A 19,796-nucleotide genomic window follows, 5' to 3' on the forward strand; every position below is an offset into this window, starting at 1 on the left:
ACTCGATCAATAGGCAAGCTTTTCGGCCTGATTTCACCATTCTGATTTCGCCTGTCATTACGATGGGGCAGTATGCTCATGCCGGTAGTCGTAAAAATCTACTGGGGCCTAACCCTTCTGCCGAACTATTAAAAACCTATTCACTGGAAAACACCGTCACGCCCAACACACCGCCCTGCTTTCTGGTACACGCCTTTAACGACACCGGGGTCGACCAACGGAACAGTCTGCTTTTCTACCAGGCGCTGGTCGATAGGAAAATCCCATCCAGCCTGCATATATTTCCACAGGGCGCTCATGCCATTGCGCTACGAAACAATCCAGGTTCTACGCAAGCCTGGGTTTCCCTGTGTGAAAGCTGGTTGCTGGAGATGGGTATCATTCCAGCCAATAAATAACCTTTTTCGATCTACGTCTAAACAAGCGGAAAGAATGACCTCTAACGTCTGGCAACGACTTCTTTGGTTCGTGAGTGCGATCAGTCTGCTGACTTCTACAGTTTGGGCGCAGATTGGCCCAACAGGTGGTCGGGATACCTCGTTCACCGTGCGCAAATCCTACCTTCAGGAAAAGAAGCACCACCCCGACATTACACTGGCTGATTCGACCCTACCCACTGGCGTGCGTGTACAGCGAAACATTGCTTACAGCACACCCGTAGCAGATCGGAAATTAGTACTGGATGTATACGCCCCCCAAACCTCTGCCGCGAAAGCGCTACCTGCCATTCTGATGGTCCATGGTGGTGGCTGGCGGTCGGGCGACCGATCCCATAATAACACGCTGGCCGGGCATCTGGCGGCAAAAGGGTTCGTTGCCATTCCGGTAGAGTACCGCCTGTCGACCGAAGCGTTGTATCCAGCCGCGGTTCATGATGTAAAAGCCGCTATTCGCTGGATGCGGGCCAACGCTCGTGCGTACCACATCGATCCAAAACGAATTGCCATACTGGGCTTTTCGGCGGGTGGGCAACTGGCGGCACTGGTAGGCAGTACAAACGGGAACGCAGCCTTTGAAGGATCGGGAGGGTATGCGACGTACACAAGCGACGTACAGGCCATTGTCGATATTGATGGCGTACTGGCCTTCATTCACCCAGAATCGGGAGAAGGCGACGATTCCAGATCGACGTCGGCAGCCACCTACTGGTTTGGCTACGGGAAAGCCCAGAAGCCGGCGTTATGGCACGAAGCCTCAGCGCTTACTCACATCGACAAGCATACGCCCCCGATTCTTTTTCTGAATAGTTCTGTCGATCGCATGCACGGCGGCCGCGACGATCTGATTGCCAAACTAAAGCCATTCGGCACCTATTCGGAAGTACATACGTTCGACGGAGCGCCCCATACGTTCATGTTTTTCAATCCTTGGTTTACGCCTACGCTAACCTACATAACCGATTTCCTACACAAGGTCTGGCAATTTTGATTCGCTGACTGTCGATTTTCATTTTTACTTGTCGCTACAGATGCGCGCTTATTGTCGCAAGTCGATTCATTTCATGGTCGAAGTTATGGTATTCAATGTACTATTAATTCTCGACCAGACAGTCAAAAAGCCGTCGAAGATAATGAGGGTATTTTGAGAATGGAGTTTACTGGCTTCAAATTCGTGACAAACTGCATTTAAATACAAAACGCTCTAACAACAGTCCGAGTGATTTGTATTTAAATGCAGTTTGGCTATTTTTTCTCAAGAAGTTGCCGAACGAGTTGCTCTAATTGAGTGATTCGCTCCTCCTGTTTCTTCGCTTTTTGATCCTGCTCAATACTATACAGGGTCAGTTCTTCTACCTTTTCTAATAGAGTAGCATTCATTTTTACCAGGTCAACGCCTTCTTCGGCTACCTGTTGAGCCGAGGGGACACCGGGTAAATGCCGATTCTGGTCAATATAAGCGGCAACCCAAGACAAGGGACGTAGCTGGTAAGTTGAGCTAAAGACTTTATCGCTCCACTCGCCGGGACCGTTGATGCGAAGTTGATACCGAGCTTTGATCACATCGCCCCGTTCATTGACCGTCAAGAACTGATCAGTTGAGTGGGTGGGTTGACTCCTTGCCGTGAGGTTGGTGAGCCGAAGGCCGCTGACATCATCGGTTTCGCTGACCACTTCAAGCCGGGCGGTGGGGGCACTGGTGCCGATGCCGACATTGGCCTGATGACCCAGCACCAGCGCGTTGCTGAGGGCCACTCTGGCCCCCGCCCCGATGGCCGTGGCGTTGTGCAGATCGGCATAGAGGGCATCGGCCTGGGTACCCAGAAACAGGTTGCGGTAGCCCGTGGCGTTACTCGAACCGGCATCGGTGCCGATCTGCACATTATCGATCCCGGAGGTGTTGTTATAACCCGCCCGGGTACCGATGAAGGTGTTGTTGCCCCCGGTGGTAGTGTTGAAGCCCGCTTTGTGGCCCACGAAGGTGTTCTGGGAACTGGTAGTCTTGAAGCCCACCTGAAAGCCAACGTAGGTATTCTGGACGGCGGTGGTAGAGACGACCCCTGCTTTGGAGCCGATGAAGGTATTGCCATTGGCCTGGTTGTTTAGCCCCGCCGAATCACCGACCATGACATTGAAGTCCCCCGAAACGTTGGAGTAGCTGGCGGCCGCGCCAATAACTACGTTGGCATACCCATCGGCGTTGAAGTAGCCTGCATTGAAGCCAGTGAAGGTATTATTAGCACCAGATGTGTTATTATAACCCACCTGGAAACCGCTGAAGCTGTTGCCTTCTCCGGTTGTGTTAGCATAGCCTGCCGCATAGCCATTGAAGGTGTTGTTATTGCCGGTATTATAATAGCCAGCCCCATAGCCATTAAAGGTATTTTGATTCCCGATCATATTTTTACTTCCAGCATACATGCCGGTAAAGGTGTTATTCGTGCCAGTGGTGTTAAAACTGCCCGCTGAATAGCCCGTGAAGGTATTGTTCGTACCAGTGGTGTTTAAATTGCCCGCAGAAAATCCAGTATAGGTATTATAAGACCCAGTGGAGTTTTTATAGCCCGCAGAATACCCAGTGAAGGTATTGCCATCTCCGGCGTTTGAGTAGCCAGCAAAATTGCCAGTGAAGGTGTTTTGATTACCAGTGGTGTTGTTGTAGCCCGCTTTATCGCCAGTGAAGGTGTTGTACGTACCGGTCATGTTGGAATATCCTGCCAAAGAACCGGTAAAGGTGTTGCTAATGCCAGTGGTGTTGGCATAGCCCGCATTATTACCGGTAAACGTGTTGTTCTTACCAGACGTATTATTGTAACCCACCTGAAAGCCGCTGAAGGTATTGCCTTCTCCGGTTGTGTTCGTATAACCAGCAGCATAGCCAGTGAAGGTGTTGTTATTGCCGGTGTTAAAATAGCCAGCCGCATAACCATTGAAGGTGTTTTGATTGCCAGTAATATTTTTATTCCCAGCATACGTTCCGGTAAAGGTATTATTCGTGCCAGTGGTGTTGGCTTGGCCTGCACTATATCCTAAGAAGATATTCAAATTGCCACTCGTGTTTCCATACCCAGCCCAACTCCCCACAAACGTATTGAAGCTTCCACTCGTGTTGGCCTGGCCACTGGGCGAACCGACAAAAACATTATTATTCCCATTGATATTGGCATAGCCAGCCCCATTACCTAGAAATGAATTATTGCTACCCGTGGTGTTATTGGTGCCAGCCGATCCGCCTACAAACGTGTTTAAGATACCTGTGGTATTGGCATAGCCCGAGTTAGTGCCTATGAACGTGCCTGTACCTGTAGTATTGGAGTAGCCAGCTTGGCTACCCACAAATGTACCCCCACCTGTAGTGTTAGCCTGACCAGCATAATAGCCCATAAATGTATTGAAGTCACTCCTGGTGTAAAGACCAGCATATGCCCCCATAAACGTGCTTCCACTAACGTTGTTGCCCATATAGCCCCCCGAATTGGAACCAAAAATTGTATTGTAGCCCCCCGAAACCAGGCCACCTGAGGTAGGGTCATTGGAGCTTGATGCGGCAAAAGTTCCACTTATTGTATTGTTGCGTGCTGTTGAGTTAAGGTGGATTCCCGCTTTACAGGTAACACAGTTGTCAAAGGGGCCGGTAAATTGACCAAATAAGTCAGTGGTTGAACCAATCAGGACGGCTATCAGGTAAGCAGAAGTGCGATACATAGTAGTCAGCATAGCTTTGGGTTAGCAGTAGAGATTCTTCTTACAGAGGACGTTATTGTGTTTTCACGGCGATCAGTGGGACGCGGCAGGTCAGATCGGCCGAGGCAGCACTGAACCCACCGAACCCATCGTCGGCATCCATCCAGCAGCCACACCACACACCCAGGAAGTAAGCCGATCCGCGTTTTGCGCCAAACGGAATATCGAAAAGTTGCCAACTATCGGCCGAATCGTGATGGCTATCCAGCCAGCCAACGCCGTCGTTCCAGAGCAGTCGCCGTTCGTCGCGAATCAGGATATTTCGTCCGTTGGTATTCTCGAAAATAAACACCCCGATAAAGCCATGATTATGAGCGGTATAAAAGCTGGCCGACGACCACCAGTCGTACCAGTACTGCACGTTGGTACGGAACCGCACCAGTCCGTCGGCAATTGGCCGAAACCACTTACCGATCTGTGCCGTATGGGCAGATGAGCCCGACCCGATCTCCTGGGCCCGCACGTGGATTTCGCCAATATTGGGCTTGGCCCAGGCTTCCTGATTACTCGCGGTGGCACCAGCGTCGTATGGCGGGGCGAAGAGGGCAATCAGCGACCCAATCAGAATGGCCGACTCTGAGGGTTGTAATGCAGATAGTTCGCGATGGGGTAATCGGTGTAGAAACGCTTCCCGCTCGGCCTTTACTTTTTCGGTCAGCTCGTACGGAGCCAGTCGAGCCATGTGCTCCAGCAACGGCCGCGTCAGTTTCTGCTCTTCACGGCGCAACGTCAGTTGCCGGGCTACCTCAGCCCGAAATTTGGCATCCATCGCTTCGGTAGCCAAGGCTGACTCCTTTTCCGATAGGGCAGGACCATGAAGTGCTTCCAGAATTTCCCGTGCTTTCCGGGCATCCAAACGGTTAACGGGCAGTTCGTTTTGCATGATAAGAAAGGGCTATGTGCGTGATCTACTTACTTTTTAGTAAACTTGCTCACTAGTCTTTCTTCCGGCAAAAACCATCCGGCGAGCAGTCATTTTTTCTATGTGAAACCCCTTATTTTTTTAGCTATTGAGTAAACGGTAAGCCGAGCACCTTACTCAAAAAATGAACGGTTCACCCAGCCAAACCAACTCTTCACACAGACATACGCAGCCTGAACCGTTTCAAATCAGTAGATTACCCCATTAATAGAAATGACTATGCATTACAGGCATACTCTGCTGATCCTGACCCTCGCTCTGGCTGTTGCTAACCAGCCAGCCACCGCGCAACCAAACCCGTGGTCGGCCAGTACGCCTGTTTTGACCCTTTACGCCGACAACCTGCCTAATGAACAACCCCTGACTCCATTTCTGACCTACTGGCAGCAACAGGGCTTCGATACACTTTCCACCCAGAACGTATTGAAACAACCCTTCCGGCCCTATCGTCCGGGCAGCAACCTACTGAAGAGCCAGCCGGGAAAACTGCTGGTGTCGCGATGGCTGCGGTTTTCGCTTCGCCAAACAGGCCACCTGCCGCTTCACCTTTGGCAGTGGGTAGGTCCGCACGACTGGGTGCGGCTCTACGCCGTCCAGGCATCGGCTCCGCCAAAGCTGCTGGCCCAGACCGGCAACCTGTTTACTCCCGCCCAACGCCCCCCTGGCGTCCCCGATTCCGAAGCGCTTCCCGTAGTCATTGAGCCCGGCGTTGAGCAAACCTACCTGTTGCAGCAGACCGATATTATGCCTACCTGGTGGCAACCACCCCGGCTATATGTGACGGATGCCTACTGGCTGGCCGTAGCCCGGCGGCATCAGGCACAGCGGCCAATTGTTATTTTTTTTGTGGGGTTAATGGCCTGTCTGCTGTTTATGAGCCTGTTTTGGGCCATTCAAAGCCTCACACACCGCGATTTGATTTACGGCTGGTACGCGCTTTATCTGGTGGGACTGTTAGTGTACTTTGGCCAGGTGCTGGAAACGCGGGCCCCGCTCGACTGGTGGATGCCGAATCAGCCTTTGCTTCGCAAAATGCTCGTGCCGCTATCTGTCTTTTGGATATTGTTTTTCTATCTCTTATTTCTGAGTGCTCTGCTGGATGTTCCCCGGTTGCAGCCCATGCTGTGGCGGTGGTATCGGTTTATCCTGGGGGGCGTAGGTTTCGTTGGGTTGGTTTCGCTGGCGTGGTTATCGGGATGGGTACAGGAGGAGTCTATTTTTTTTCATCCCGCCTACAGTACGCTCATCTTTCTATTGTTGGCCGTTGGCCTGTTGCTAACGGCAATATCGCTGCGCGGGGCGCATCCGCTGCGCGGCTATGCATTTGCCGGGGTATTGCTCCTGACTGCCGGAGCCGCCTGCGCTGTTGTATTAAATCGCTATGCGGTACTGCCCGATACGCCTTCGCTCGGGCAAATTCCAAGTGTGTATTACGGGGCCTGTACGCTGTTGGAAGTACTCTGTTTTTCGCTGGCACTGGGGCAGCGAAGCCGGTTGCTGGAAGCCGACAACCGCCGGATGCAGGAAGACCATGCCGCCGACCTGACCCGTCTACTGGCCCAGCGCACGGCAGAAATCGAGCAGCAGCGCGACCTCTTGGAAGCACAGCGACGGCAACAGCGTGAGCAGGAGTTCAGGCAGGAATTAATCGCAACGAGAGTGGCCGCGTTACGGGCACAAATGAACCCTCATTTTATTTTTAACTGTCTCAACTCCATCAAAGCCTTCATCTTCGACAATGATGTGGATAAAGCCGACGACTACCTTACCCGGTTTGCCCGGCTGATTCGGCAGGTACTCGAAAATGCCCGTTCCGAACACATAACCCTACATACCGAACTCGACACATTGCGACTGTATTTAGACATGGAAGCCATGCGTTTTAAAGAAAAACTGGCTTACTCCATTCAGGTTAGTGCCGAACTCGATACGCATTTTATCGAAATCCCCCCGATGCTGGTTCAGCCTTACGTTGAAAACGCCATCTGGCACGGACTTATGCACAAGCCCGAAGGGGGGCGGGTAGACATTCGGATTGGCCATCATCAGCACAAACAACTTATTATCTGTGTGACTGATAACGGCGTAGGTCGGTTGCGGGCCGCCGAACTCAACAGTAAATCGGCCAATAAGCACCGGTCCTTTGGTCTGAAAATTAACGCTGACCGCATTGCCCTCCTTAACGAGCATACTCAGTCGCAAATGAAGGTCAGTATTCACGATCGTACCGATGCAACCGGGCGGGTGTGCGGCACAGAAGTATTATTGACTTTACCCATGTAAATGCGCAAACGTTTTTCTATTTATGCGAACCATCATCATTGACGACGAGCAGGATAATGTACGGTTGCTGACGGGCCAATTGAAACGTCATTGCCCAACGGTGACCGTGGTGGGACAGTTTACCGACAGCTCAGAAGGATTAGCCGCCATTCAGCAGCGACAGCCCCAACTGGTATTCCTCGATATCGAAATGCCAATCATGAACGGCTTTCAACTCCTCGAACGGGTTGGGGCTATTACCTTTCAGATCGTATTCGTAACCGCTTACGACCAGTATGCCCTCCAGGCATTTCGATTCAGTGCGCTTGACTACCTGCTCAAGCCCGTTGATACTATTGATTTGTTGAACGCCGTCCGCCGGGCCGAATTGTCGCAGCAGGTGATGCCGGGCCAGTTAGATCTGTTACGACAGTTTTATGGTCCAGACCGTAGTTCGGGAACTCCGTCAGCACTGCCTAGTCGGCTGGCACTGCCGCAGGCTAATGGGCTAACGTTTGTCGAAATCAGCAACATACTCTACGTGGAAGCCGAGGGTAACTATGCTCTGTTTGTGATGAAAACGGGGGAACGTTATCTGGTATCCAAAACGCTCTCAGCCATGCAGGAGATGCTTGAAAGCCGAAATTTTCTGCGGGTACACCGCCAGTACATCGTCAATCTGGATCATATTCGGCGGTTGGTGCGGGGCGAAGGGATGTATCTGGTGCTGAGCAACGAAATGACCGTTCCGGTCGCCCGCCCGCAGAAGGAGCGGCTCCTCGAACGCTTTGGGCTGATTTAGTAGCTGACCATGCCGAAAGGCCTGCATCTTCCGATGGTAACGCGACTCGGCGGGGCCAGTGCCGTAGCTCTACTAAAGTAAACATACTCTAGTAAAGAAGAGAATTTTCACTTGTGGGTCAACTTTTAGAGTTTAGCTTTATGATTCCCAGAGATTATTGAGTAGCTGTTAAGTACGTGCTTCAACTAAACTTATACCATTATGGCCGACCATAAACCCATCCTAAGCCATAACGTCGTTTCTGACTTTCCTCGCCGGAAATGCTTTACCTAAACTGATCTGTGGGTCATCCCGCAAGCTTACATCAATGACTCTGCCAGCTTATGGGCCTTCCCCGGATTAGCTATAGCGTGTAGCTGGGTCAAATTTTAGTCTACGTTTTTTATCGGGCTCAAACCAGCGCCAGTTGGGGAAACCCGCGGCATAAGTCAAGCATATCCGAGCGGTAATTTTTGTATAGCGCTCATTACCCTGCAAATCTGCGTAGCCTCGTCGCCAGCCTTTGATTTTGCACTCGGCTAAAACCTGCTGGAGATAGTTGACAGGGGCGTGTCTAAAGCCAATACGCCTTCCTACACTAACTACATAACCTGATAGGCAAACACGACTTTGGCTAAGGAGGCCGCATACAATACCGGCGAATTGCAGGAAAGGGACCAAATTCGTCACTTGCTCTGATTCGTCACTTAGGCATCGCACCAATAGAGCGTTTATTGAAACTATAACTAGCTCATCATTGATTAGAAATCATAATTTTACAGCTAAAGATGACCCTATGGTAGATAGGCATTAGTACTTATATTTGCTTTTACCAACCTACCGTACATGAAATCCGTTCTAACTGCACTCTTGCTTTGCTGTTTCTTTAGCGTGGGCTTCTCTCAGCCGATTGTGCTGAACGATACAGATAAGACTTATTTCTTTTTTGCTCACTGCACTATACTGGAAGTACCCCCCGGTAGCGTCACCATCGACTCATTGCTGCAACACCCTTCATGGTATCGATTCGCTCCCGTGAAGGCAAAGCCAGATCGGCCCAACCCCCAACGCGCCTACTGGTTTAAGGTGGACCTCACCAACCCAACGCCCCAGAATTACTTCCTGCATTTCTACTACTTTACGAATGCCCACTATTGGGTATATGAGGTGGCTCGCCAACAGGTCGTCAATCATGGAGAGGTGTCGAGCTATGGTGCATCCTCGAGTAATGCCTTTGGGCGTAGCCGAGCAATTCTGCCTTTGAAACTAAGGGATGCCCAAACGCATACACTCTACATTTATGTGGAGCGTATGGAAAACCCATACTTGTTGGCGAGCATTCTGGCGGCCTCTCAGTTGACCAAGGAAACAAATCATCAAAGCTTGTTTTATGGCCTGTATTTTGGCTTAGTACTGTTGATTAGCGTTTACAGCCTGCTGTTAGGTCTCTGGCTACGCGACCGCGACAATCTGCTCTATGCCCTGTGGTTATTAGTTAGCGGCATAGTGACAGCAACAACGATGGCTGGTTTGATGATCGAATGGGCGAGTGGCTTGAGTTATCTGTTAATCGACAATGTAGGTGTGCTTGTGGGCCTACAATGTTGCATCCGTATATTATTCGCATTTTCTTTTCTACAGCTACGGCTTAGTACGCCTGGCTTGTACCGTTTGGGAAAGGGGATACTGGTGTTTAATGCACTCTGTATGGCAGGCTTATTACTATTTTCATTCGTCACGCCTGACAAGCAGGTGTATAAGGAGATAAGCACTTCTTGGTTTGGCACATTCTTCGCTTTTGCAGACAATATTTTCGGTTTAATAGCGAGCTTTTTGGCTTATCGGCGGGGCTTTAGACCCGCTTTATTCTATTTTCTGGGTGTACTGACAATCTGGATTACATTGGCTGTTTGGATGGTCGATTTCTTCACCAGTTCCTCGGTGACCTTCTGGACATTAAATAGTTTGCTTATCGGTTTGATCGGCGAATTTCTTTTTTTTATGACCGGATTGGCCTATAAAGTCAACCTACTTAAAAAGAAGCAGGAAGAGGCTACTCAGCAACAACTGCGCTTGTCCGAAGAGAATCGTCAGCTTATCGAAACCCAAAACCGGGTGCTGGAAGAAAAAGTACAACAGCGCACCACTGAACTTCAAGAGTCGTTGACCGAACTCCGCGCCACTCAGGCCCAACTCATTCAAAAAGAAAAACTGGCCAGCTTAGGCGAACTCACGGCCGGTATCGCCCACGAAATACAGAATCCCCTCAACTTCGTTAATAACTTCTCAGAGGTCTCCACCGAACTGATTCAAGAGCAGAAGGACGCTTTAGCGAAAGGCGACCTGGACGAAGTTGGCCTGCTGGCTGATGACCTCACCCAGAATCTACAAAAAATTGCTCACCACGGCCGTCGGGCAGAAACCATCGTCAAAGGGATGCTCGAACACTCGCGAGCCAGTAGTGGCGAACGGCAGCCCACAAATCTCAACCAATTAGCAGACGAATACCTGCGTATGGCTTACCAGGGTCAGCGGGCTAAGAATAAGAGTTTCAGTTGCCAGCTCCAAACTGACTTTGAGAGCACTTTACCTATCATATCGGTCGCTGCTCAGGACATTGGGCGAGTACTCTTGAATCTGTATAACAATGCCTTCTACGCCGTTCAACAACGAGCGAAACAAGCGGCCCCCGGCTATCAGCCAACCGTGTGGGTGAGTACCCGCCAAGAGCCGGGCAAAGTCGTAATCAGTTTGAAAGATAACGGTCCTGGTATACCGGAAGCGATCCGGGATAAGATCTTCCAACCCTTTTTCACCACAAAGCCCACGGGCGAAGGTACTGGGTTAGGGCTGAGCTTAAGTTACGATATTGTTACTAAGGGTCATAACGGCGAGATAGGCGTTGAAAGCCGTGAAGGAGAAGGGGCAAGCTTCCTCATCAAGTTACATACCTTACCAAATTAGGGCAACCTTTATAAACTCGTTTCAGAAAACGCCCTATTTTTGAGATGGAGACAGTTCCAGTGCTGGGAAATTCTTTTTCTATCCGGTGAAGTCTCATAAAGTCATCTCGTGAATCAAACCGCAACGGCGGACCGTCAAAAATCTCATGTTTTAGCTGAGTTTGTGATACAAAGTATCGCTCTGTACTATTCGCATTATGTAAACGGTGTTATTGGCCAAAGGCAGTAAATTAAGTTTCCCAATTTTTCACAGTGGGCGCAAGTCGAAAATTTACCCGTTCCAAATGAATCGACTTGCGACAATTAAACTAAAAATTGACACGCTGGCCGATAGCTCACGGCATAGAAAAAGCCACCAACTTACGATGAAGCTGGTGGCTTTGGGCTAGTTATAGATAGTAGGACTGATTAAGCCTGCTGCGCTATAGCCGATTCTTCGGCCACTTCATCAGCATAAGCTTCTACAGGTACACAGGCACAGACCAGATTCCGGTCGCCATAAGCCGAATCGATCCGGCTGACACTCGGCCAGAATTTCCGGGCACGCACCTGAGGCAACGGATACACGGCTTTCTCGCGACTGTACGGACGCGTCCATTCATCGCTTAAGGCCACTGTAGCCGTGTGCGGAGCATGTTTCAGTACGTTACTGGCTTTATCGGCATCCCCACTTTCAATCTCGCGAATCTCGTTGCGAATGGCAATCATGGCTTCAGCGAATCGGTCAAGCTCGGCCTTCGATTCGGATTCGGTCGGCTCAATCATCAGTGTACCTGCCACCGGGAACGACACCGTCGGTGCGTGAAAACCATAGTCCATCAATCGCTTGGCAATATCTTCTACCTCAACACCCGTTGCGGCTTTGAAGGGGCGGCAATCAATGATCATTTCGTGCGCACAACGCCCGTTCGTTCCGGTGTATAGCGTATCATAATGGCCCTGCAAACGCGCTTTGAGGTAGTTGGCATTCAGAATGGCCTGTTTCGTAGCGTTGGTTAAACCTTCACCGCCCATCATGGCAATGTAGGCATACGAAATGGTCAGAATACTGGCCGAGCCATAGGGAGCCGCCGAAACAGCACCCGCTCCATTTGATTTCATACCCCGGCTATCGGCAACATGGCCTGGCAGAAAAGGCACTAGCTGCGAAGCGACACCAATGGGGCCCATACCAGGGCCACCGCCACCGTGCGGAATACAGAACGTTTTGTGCAGATTCAGGTGGCAAACGTCGGCGCCGATGGTAGCCGGAGAAGTCAGCCCAACCTGGGCGTTCATGTTAGCCCCATCCATATACACCTGCCCGCCATGCTGGTGAATGATGGCACAGATCTCTTTGATGCTTTCCTCAAACACCCCATGCGTTGATGGATAGGTAACCATCAGGCAGGACAGGTCATTACTATATTGTTCGGCCTTTGCTTTCAGATCAGCCACGTCGATGTTGCCGCGATCATCACATTTCACAATGATCACTTTCATCCCCGCCATCACCGCACTGGCCGGGTTGGTGCCGTGTGCCGACTGCGGAATGAGGGCAATGTTCCGATGTAGATCGCCCCGGTTTTCGTGATAAGCCCGAATCACCATCAGTCCCGCGTATTCGCCCTGGGCACCCGAGTTCGGTTGCAGCGACATAGCCGCAAAGCCCGTAATTTCGCAAAGCCAGGCGTTCAGATCCGTAAACAATTGCTGATACCCTACCGTCTGATCTTTGGGCGCGAAGGGGTGTATTTTACCAAACTCCGGCCAGGTAACCGGAATCATCTCCGCCGTGGCATTGAGCTTCATGGTGCAGCTACCCAGCGAAATCATCGAATGGACCAGCGAGAGGTCTTTCTCTTCCAGCGATTTCAGATAACGCAGCATCTCATGCTCGGTATGGTGCGTATTGAAGACGGGATGAGTCAGGTAATCGGACGTACGTATAAGCGCTTCGGGCCAGGTAATTGCCAGACTTTCCAGCACAACCTCCATATCGGCCTTTACCCCGAACACCGTCAGCAGTTCTGTCAGATCATGCAGGGTTTTAGCCTCATCGAACGATACGCTGACATGCTCTTCATCGGGTAAGTAGCGAAGGTTGATCTGAGCCGCTTTTGCCGACTTTTTCAGGGATTCGACATCATCGACCCGCACCGTAACGGTGTCGAAGTAGTTTTCGGTACTAACTTCGTGGGCACTCCAGCGAAGGGCTGTAGCAAATGCTTTTGTGAGCGCATGCACCTGTTCAGCAATGGCCCGAAGGCGGCTGGGGCCGTGGTAAACGGCATAGCTACTCGCCATAACGGCCAGCAACACCTGTGCGGTACAGATATTGGACGTGGCCTTCTCCCGACGGATATGCTGCTCACGCGTTTGCAGGGCCATCCGCAGCGCCGGTTTCCCCTCGGCATCCTGCGAAACGCCAATGATCCGGCCGGGAATCTGCCGCTTGTAGGCGTCGCGGGTGGCAAAGAAGGCAGCATGTGGACCACCATACCCCATGGGTACGCCAAACCGCTGCGAGGAACCGACTACAACATCGGCCCCCATTTCGCCGGGCGATTTCAGCAAAGTAAGCGCCAGTAAATCAGCCGCAACAGCTGTTGTTATGCCTAACTCATGAGCAGCCGCAATCAGATCGGTATAGTCGAACACTTCACCATCCGTAGCCGGGTATTGCAGCAGCAGACCGAAAATATCACCGTTGGTCAGATCGACGGTCCGGTGATCGCCAACAAGTACATTGATTTCCAGAGGTGTGGCGCGGGTTAGCACCACATCGATCGTTTGAGGGTGGCAACGCTCCGACACAAAAATGGTCGATGCATTTTTACGAGCCGCCGGGCGGAGTGCATACAGCATATGCATGGCTTCGGCCGCAGCCGTTCCTTCGTCGAGCAGCGATGCATTGGCCAGATCCATCCCGGTCAGATCCGAGATTACCGTCTGGAAATTCAGCAGAGCTTCGAGCCGCCCCTGCGCAATCTCAGCCTGATAGGGCGTATAGGCCGTGTACCAGGCTGGGTTTTCCAGAATATTGCGAAGAATAACGTTCGGGGTAATGGTGTCGTAATAGCCCGTACCGATATACGATTTGAATACCTTATTCTGACCAGCCAGCTTTTTGAAATCGGTCAGAAACTGCATTTCTGACTTTGGCTGTGGCAGATTGAGTGGTTTTTCGAGCCGAATGGCCTCCGGTACGGTCTGGTCAATGAGCTGGTCGATGGAGTCTACGCCTACTGCTTTGAGCATGTCGGCCTGAGCCGCTTCGGTCTGACCGTGGTGACGGTCTTCAAAAATGTCTGTCTGCTGAAGAGTTAACCTCATTGAAGGATGGCTTCTGTTATGTCTATCGCAAATTTACATCAATAAGGGCAGAAAAGCCGTATGGTTGAGTCAATTGTGTTAAGGACTGTGCGACCCGGTCGTTTGTCTAATCGACGGTAATGCGTTATACTTACAGCTCAACTTCCGATGAATATGCTCGATGGCAACGTTTACGGCCAACCTTTTCTCTCTGTTTCTATCCCGATTATTCCCTCAACCATCTGTATATAACGCGCAGTCAGTTTCTCGTTCCGCTGCGTCTCCGTCAACGAACGGCGTTGCTGGCGCAACGACCATGACCGCTGCTCATCTTGTTCAGTATAGTTTTCTCCTCCTCTTACTGGCTATTCCGGTCGTTCTCTATTACATCACCATCTACCAGAATGCCTACAACTTCCCGTACGAGGACGATTTAAACAGTGCCCTTTCGTTCATTGCCGATTACCACTTTGGCGGGTTAAGTTTCTGGGAAAAACTGAAGCTTATTTTTTCGCAGTATAATGAACACCGGATCGTTTTCGACCGACTTGTTTTTCTGCTCGACTATGCCCTGGTTGGCCAACTGACGTTTACCCACCTGATCTTTATTGGCAACCTTGCCCCTTTGCTTATCGGCTACCTGTTTATGAAAGTGGTATTCCGGGGGGTACCACTGAATCAGAAACTTCTTTTTTTGCTGCCCGTAGCCTATTCGCTTTTCTCGTTTCAATACTGGGAATTATCGACCTGGAGCATGGCCGCTCTACAGAATCTGTATGTGATTCCGTTTGCGCTGTTTAGCCTGTACAGCCTATGCAAACCCGGCCGTAACGCCTTTATGCTGGCAGCCGGAGCGGCCGTCCTGGCCACCTTCACCAGTGGCAATGGGATGTTCACGTTCATTGCCGGTGTGGGTATACTCCTGCTGCTACAGGCCTATCGAAAGCTGGGGGTATGGCTGCTCATTACGGCCATTACCATTGGATGTTATTTTATTGGGTACATCCGCCCTCCCTACCACCCGGATATAGTCGATTCGCTATTCAACCATACAGGGCGCGCCATCAGTTATTTCTTTACACTCATTGGGTCGATGCTGGGGCCGGGCCGAGCCAAAATAGCGTTACTGTTCGGAGGAGCTTCGGTCCTGATTACGCTGGGGCTGCTGGGTTATTTGTGGTTCCGAAAAAAACTGATCATCCATTTACCGTTAGTCGGCTGGATCGCCTTTCTCTACCTGACCTGCCTGTCGCTGATGGCGTCCCGTTCGGGCATGGGCGTCGAGCAGGCCTTTACCCCCCGATATGGCATCATCGCCGTTATGCTGTTTGCGACCCAGGCCGTACTGGCAATCGAAGCGGTAACGCATCGCTACGCCCGGTTGGCTGTGCTGGGCTTATTTCTGCTGGTCAGCGTATTTTTTTATGTGTCGGGCAATAACCAGGGCAATCGCCGTCGTCTTGCTGACCGCACCCTCCAGATGAAATACAACAGTGCTATTTATAACGAAAAGCCAGACATGGTATCGCTGCACTGGGGTAACCCGGAAACAGCCAACGTTATTTTCAGGGATGTTACCCAAAAAGGAATTTATCAGGTCCCAGACCTCACCTTCAGCGATTTAAAAAGCCCGTTGCTCCCCTGCGATGCCACAAAACTGATTGCGTCTCACACGATTACCTATGAAGTAAAACCGTATGTATCGGGCGATTTTCTGGTCTTTTACCGGGCGTGGGCACAGCTCAATAAGGATACCCCACGCGATCTGTCGGTTCAGCTTATCGCCCGGTCAGCAACGAGCTGCTTTGCCTTTGCTACCTACAAGCATACCTGGGATGACGTGGTCGATCATACGTTAGGTGGCCATTATACGCAGCCCGGGTTTTCGTGCGTGCTGAACAAAAAAGATCTTAAGCCAGGGCATTACGACCTCTGGCTTTGCCTGACGAGTGGCACGTCCAGTACGTATGAACCCATTCATCTGACACTCGATGTTTAGTTTGTGAATAGAACTGGCATATCCGTTCACATTAGGTACCCCAACGAATTCGCAAACATTTTGGTCCGATAATTGATAAGGGCTTTTTCATGGTTACAGCAGACGAGCCACTTGTATCAGTTATAATGCCCGTTTACAATGGTGAACGGCATGTTTCTGATGCTGTGGAAAGTATTCTAAAACAGCGTTATACAAATTTCGAGCTGCTCATTCTGGACAATGGATCAACTGATAATACCCCTAAATTGCTGACGGATTTTGCGCAAAGAGATGGCCGTATCCGTATACTGCATGAGCCCAAACCGCTGGGTTATGGTGGTGAAGTAGCCAGTAATATTGCCGCTCGCCAGGCAAAAGGAGAATTTATTGCCAAACTGGATGCTGATGACGTGGCCATGCCTGATCGACTAACCCAACAGGTACGTTATTTACAGCAACATCCAGATGTATTTCTGGTTGGTAGTCAATTGACGCTTATTGATGAAACAGGTCGGGTTACGGGTAAACGGGCATATCCTATTACGCATGAAGAAATTTATAAAGAATTTTATCTACGATTCCCGATTGCCAATCCAGCAGTCATGTATCGAAATACACTGAAAGAAGATTTATATCAGATTCAGTTTGCGCATTTCAATGATTATTACAGCCTATTTCGATTACTACAGGCAGGCTATCGAATGTGTAATTTACCGGAAGCATTAACCGCCTACCGAATTCATACGACCAATACGGTCTTTACCAACTTACGAGCCAAATGGCAAACAAATGTGGCCATCAAGAATCAGTTTATTAAGGAATTTGGGTATACCGCACCTGTCCTAGACAGAGTCAAAATAGCCGTAATTACGGCTGTAATTAATCTATTTCCTGAATGGATTCTTATTAAGTCGATGAACACAGCCCGCCAGCTCATAAAAGCCTAATCCATCATGATCGGACGTATTCTTAAACTAGGTACACAAATCGTCTGGGGCGGAGTTAAAGCTACGCCTGCTTACGTAAAAGACTACTTTACGCTGAAGAAACAACTCAACGGGAATCCCGATTTTCCTATTCGCAGTTACTACCCAGCCATTTTTGATCGGTATGATGAGAGTGGGATTTTTGTAAAGCACTACTTCCTTCAGGACCTCTATGTAGCGCAACGCATATTCAAAAATAATCCAGTCAAACACGTAGATATCGGCTCTCGTATCGACGGATTTGTGGCGCACGTAGCTTCATACCGACCTATCGAAATTATTGATATTCGCCCCTTGAATCGGTCTATTCCCAATGTCCGTTTCCGGCAGGCCGATTTAATGAACTTACCGGCCGATATGATTCAATCGACTGATTCTATTTCGGCTTTACATGCTATCGAACACTTTGGATTAGGACGCTACGGCGACCCGATCGACGTCAATGGCCACCTCAAAGCGCTGGACAACATCAGGCAGATTATCAAACCTGGCGGTCGGTTTTATTTTTCGTCGCCAATTGGCCCCCAGGGCATTGTTTATAATGCGCATAGGGTCTTTTCGGTTGCCTACTTACTCAACTTATTTGAACCCTATTACACCGTAGAGCGCTTTTCGTATATCGATGATAATGAACAACTTGTCGAAAACGCTAATTTACGTTCCGAAGCTGCTCTAACGAATTTTGGCTGTACGTATGGCTGCGGTATTTTTGAAATGACCAGACGAGCTGATTAAACCCATGAAGAGATTCTTACAATGGCTGTTAGCCCCTACCCGGATCGTATTACTACAGCCTATTTATGAAAAGCTCCATCTTTTCACACTGTATGCGATGAATTATGGAGGGGGATCGTTTACAGACGATAGTGGTGAAGAGTACGTTGTCCGCTATGTGGCCCGAAAAACGGCTGGGCAGTCTGAGCCCATTACCATTTTCGATGTAGGCGCTAACATTGGTAGTTACGCACGAATGGTATTGAACGGATTTGACAAGCCGGTGACTATTCACTGTTTCGAGCCATCGTGGGCCACCTTCCAAACCCTGAAAAAAAACGTTCCTGAAGCCAACGTCTGTAAACACAATATAGGCTTAAGCGATCAGGCGGGTGAACTCGTTCTGTATTCCGATGCTGAGCAGTCGGGTATGACATCGGTGTATGAGCGTGATCTACAACACATCCAGGTGTCATTTTCGAAGCATGAAGTAGCCACATTTAGCACACTGGATGAATTTTCAGCTAGCCAGACAATCGGTCAGATCGATTTGTTGAAAATTGATGTCGAAGGTCATGAACTGGCTGTTCTGAAGGGAGCCCATAAACTGATTGATGAGCAGCGTATTCGATTTATTCAGTTCGAATTTGGAGGCACCAGTATTGACTCTCGAACGTACTTCCGGGATTTCTGGCGCCTGCTCTCTCCAAACTATACGTTATATCGTATTGTAGGCAATGGGTTGCGCAGGATCGATGAATACTCGGAGTTTCTGGAAATATTCGTTACTGTGAATTTTCTGGCCGAACGAAAATGAGCAGCTATCGATAGCCAGAAGAAAGGTATGGTAATTTCTATTCTTGCCGGAGGCTTGGGCAATCAGTTGTTCCAGTATGCATTTGGTTTCAGCCTGGCCCGCCAACTTAATACCGAACTGCGTCTGGACCGGCATCTGCTGGAAAGTCAGTGGCTGGCTAAACTCCGAAACTATACACCCCGGACCTATGAGCTGGATGCCTTTGCCATCGCTCAGCAATCAGCCTCTCTGTACGATGTAGCACGAACCATTGGAGGAAGTTTATTACCGGGCCGTAGAGCGGTTATCCTGCGGGAAACCAATTCGATGCCTTTACTCACCTTCGGAGCACCCATACAGGATGTACTATGCCTGGGGTACTGGCAATCGGAAGATTATTTTAAGACAGTAGCGAACGCCCTCAGGCAACAACTCACCTTTCAAAAACCCCTATCCGATCAGACGCGGCTGGTTGCAGATGCTATTGTAGACCACCCTGCTGCAACGTTTGTACATATTCGTCGAGGAGATTATGTCACAAACACCAACGCGAGTCAACATCATGGTCTTTGTGGCAAATTATATTATCAACAGGCCGTAAATTATATACGTGAGCGGGTACCCAACGCTGGCTTCTTTGTTTTTTCGGACGATCAAAGTTGGGTAAAACGGGAATTGGGCGACTTGTTCCCATCTGCTACCTATGTTGAACACAACAGTGGTATCGATAGCTGGCAGGATATGTACCTTATGCAGTTATGTCGGCATGCTATTGTAGCCAACAGTTCGTTTAGCTGGTGGGGGGCCTGGCTCAATCCGGCCACGGATAGATTCGTTGTAGCCCCCAGGCAGTGGTTTGTCAACCAATCAAAGCAGATTATTCCCAGCCACTGGCACAGTATATAGCTTCCTTTCAACC

The 19,796-nt window shown here is 50.0% G+C and carries 13 protein-coding genes; 10 read left to right on the plus strand and 3 right to left on the minus strand.

Features of this window, described 5'->3' with window-relative positions; translation table 11 throughout:
• Positions 1 to 398, plus strand: a 398-nt coding sequence (locus BGO59_RS32580; RefSeq protein WP_293691311.1) for a prolyl oligopeptidase family serine peptidase, incomplete at its 5' end; no start/stop codon positions are given.
• A 34-nt stretch (positions 399 to 432) separates the two neighbouring features.
• Positions 433 to 1,428 (plus strand): alpha/beta hydrolase, encoded by a 996-nt coding sequence (locus BGO59_RS32585; RefSeq protein ID WP_293691313.1) that lies wholly within the window; start codon positions 433 to 435, stop codon positions 1,426 to 1,428.
• Positions 1,429 to 1,682: 254 nt separating this feature from the next.
• Here BGO59_RS32585 and BGO59_RS32590 read toward each other — a convergent pair whose 3' ends face one another.
• Both BGO59_RS32590 and BGO59_RS32595 read right to left on the minus strand, forming a co-directional pair.
• Positions 1,683 to 4,154 carry a hypothetical protein gene (locus BGO59_RS32590; protein WP_293691315.1) on the minus strand — a complete coding sequence of 824 codons (2,472 nt, stop codon included), beginning with the start codon at positions 4,152 to 4,154 and terminating at the stop codon, positions 1,683 to 1,685.
• Between the two features lie 40 nt (positions 4,155 to 4,194).
• The gene (locus BGO59_RS32595; RefSeq protein WP_293691317.1) at positions 4,195 to 5,064 is read right to left on the minus strand and encodes a hypothetical protein; all 870 of its coding nucleotides are present in this window, start codon (positions 5,062 to 5,064) and stop codon (positions 4,195 to 4,197) included.
• 258 nt (positions 5,065 to 5,322) lie between these two features.
• Between BGO59_RS32595 and BGO59_RS32600 the strand changes: the two genes are divergently transcribed.
• The 3 genes from BGO59_RS32600 to BGO59_RS32610 all read left to right on the plus strand — a co-directional run bounded on the left by BGO59_RS32600 (position 5,323) and on the right by BGO59_RS32610 (position 11,110).
• Positions 5,323 to 7,386: a histidine kinase gene (locus BGO59_RS32600; RefSeq protein ID WP_293691319.1), complete on the plus strand. Its 2,064-nt coding sequence runs from the start codon at positions 5,323 to 5,325 to the stop codon at positions 7,384 to 7,386.
• A gap of 22 nt (positions 7,387 to 7,408) precedes the next feature.
• Entirely contained in the window at positions 7,409 to 8,167 is a 759-nt protein-coding gene (locus tag BGO59_RS32605; RefSeq protein ID WP_293691321.1) for a LytTR family DNA-binding domain-containing protein, read from the plus strand.
• Positions 8,168 to 8,992: 825 nt separating this feature from the next.
• Complete coding sequence (locus tag BGO59_RS32610; protein ID WP_293691323.1) at positions 8,993 to 11,110, plus strand: ATP-binding protein; 2,118 nt, start codon at positions 8,993 to 8,995, stop codon at positions 11,108 to 11,110.
• Positions 11,111 to 11,517: 407 nt separating this feature from the next.
• On the opposite strand, the gene gcvP is transcribed toward BGO59_RS32610, so the two are convergent.
• The gene (gene gcvP, locus BGO59_RS32615; RefSeq protein ID WP_293691324.1) at positions 11,518 to 14,424 is read right to left on the minus strand and encodes an aminomethyl-transferring glycine dehydrogenase; all 2,907 of its coding nucleotides are present in this window, start codon (positions 14,422 to 14,424) and stop codon (positions 11,518 to 11,520) included.
• Between the two features lie 160 nt (positions 14,425 to 14,584).
• Here gcvP and BGO59_RS32620 point away from each other — a divergent pair, with 160 nt between their 5' ends.
• The 5 genes from BGO59_RS32620 to BGO59_RS32640 all read left to right on the plus strand — a co-directional run bounded on the left by BGO59_RS32620 (position 14,585) and on the right by BGO59_RS32640 (position 19,783).
• Complete coding sequence (locus tag BGO59_RS32620; RefSeq protein ID WP_293691325.1) at positions 14,585 to 16,402, plus strand: hypothetical protein; 1,818 nt, start codon at positions 14,585 to 14,587, stop codon at positions 16,400 to 16,402.
• Positions 16,403 to 16,491: 89 nt separating this feature from the next.
• Complete coding sequence (locus BGO59_RS32625; RefSeq protein ID WP_293691326.1) at positions 16,492 to 17,328, plus strand: glycosyltransferase family 2 protein; 837 nt, start codon at positions 16,492 to 16,494, stop codon at positions 17,326 to 17,328.
• 6 nt (positions 17,329 to 17,334) lie between these two features.
• Entirely contained in the window at positions 17,335 to 18,102 is a 768-nt protein-coding gene (locus BGO59_RS32630) for a DUF268 domain-containing protein (RefSeq protein ID WP_293691328.1), read from the plus strand.
• Between the two features lie 4 nt (positions 18,103 to 18,106).
• A complete protein-coding gene (locus BGO59_RS32635; protein ID WP_293691330.1) occupies positions 18,107 to 18,898 on the plus strand; it encodes an FkbM family methyltransferase in 792 nt (263 codons plus the stop codon).
• 27 nt (positions 18,899 to 18,925) lie between these two features.
• Positions 18,926 to 19,783: an alpha-1,2-fucosyltransferase gene (locus tag BGO59_RS32640; RefSeq protein ID WP_293691332.1), complete on the plus strand. Its 858-nt coding sequence runs from the start codon at positions 18,926 to 18,928 to the stop codon at positions 19,781 to 19,783.
• The last annotated feature ends 13 nt before the right edge of the window (positions 19,784 to 19,796 follow it).

Origin of the sequence: Spirosoma sp. 48-14 (assembly GCF_001898575.1) — a bacterium.
Lineage (GTDB): Bacteria > Bacteroidota > Bacteroidia > Cytophagales > Spirosomataceae > Spirosoma.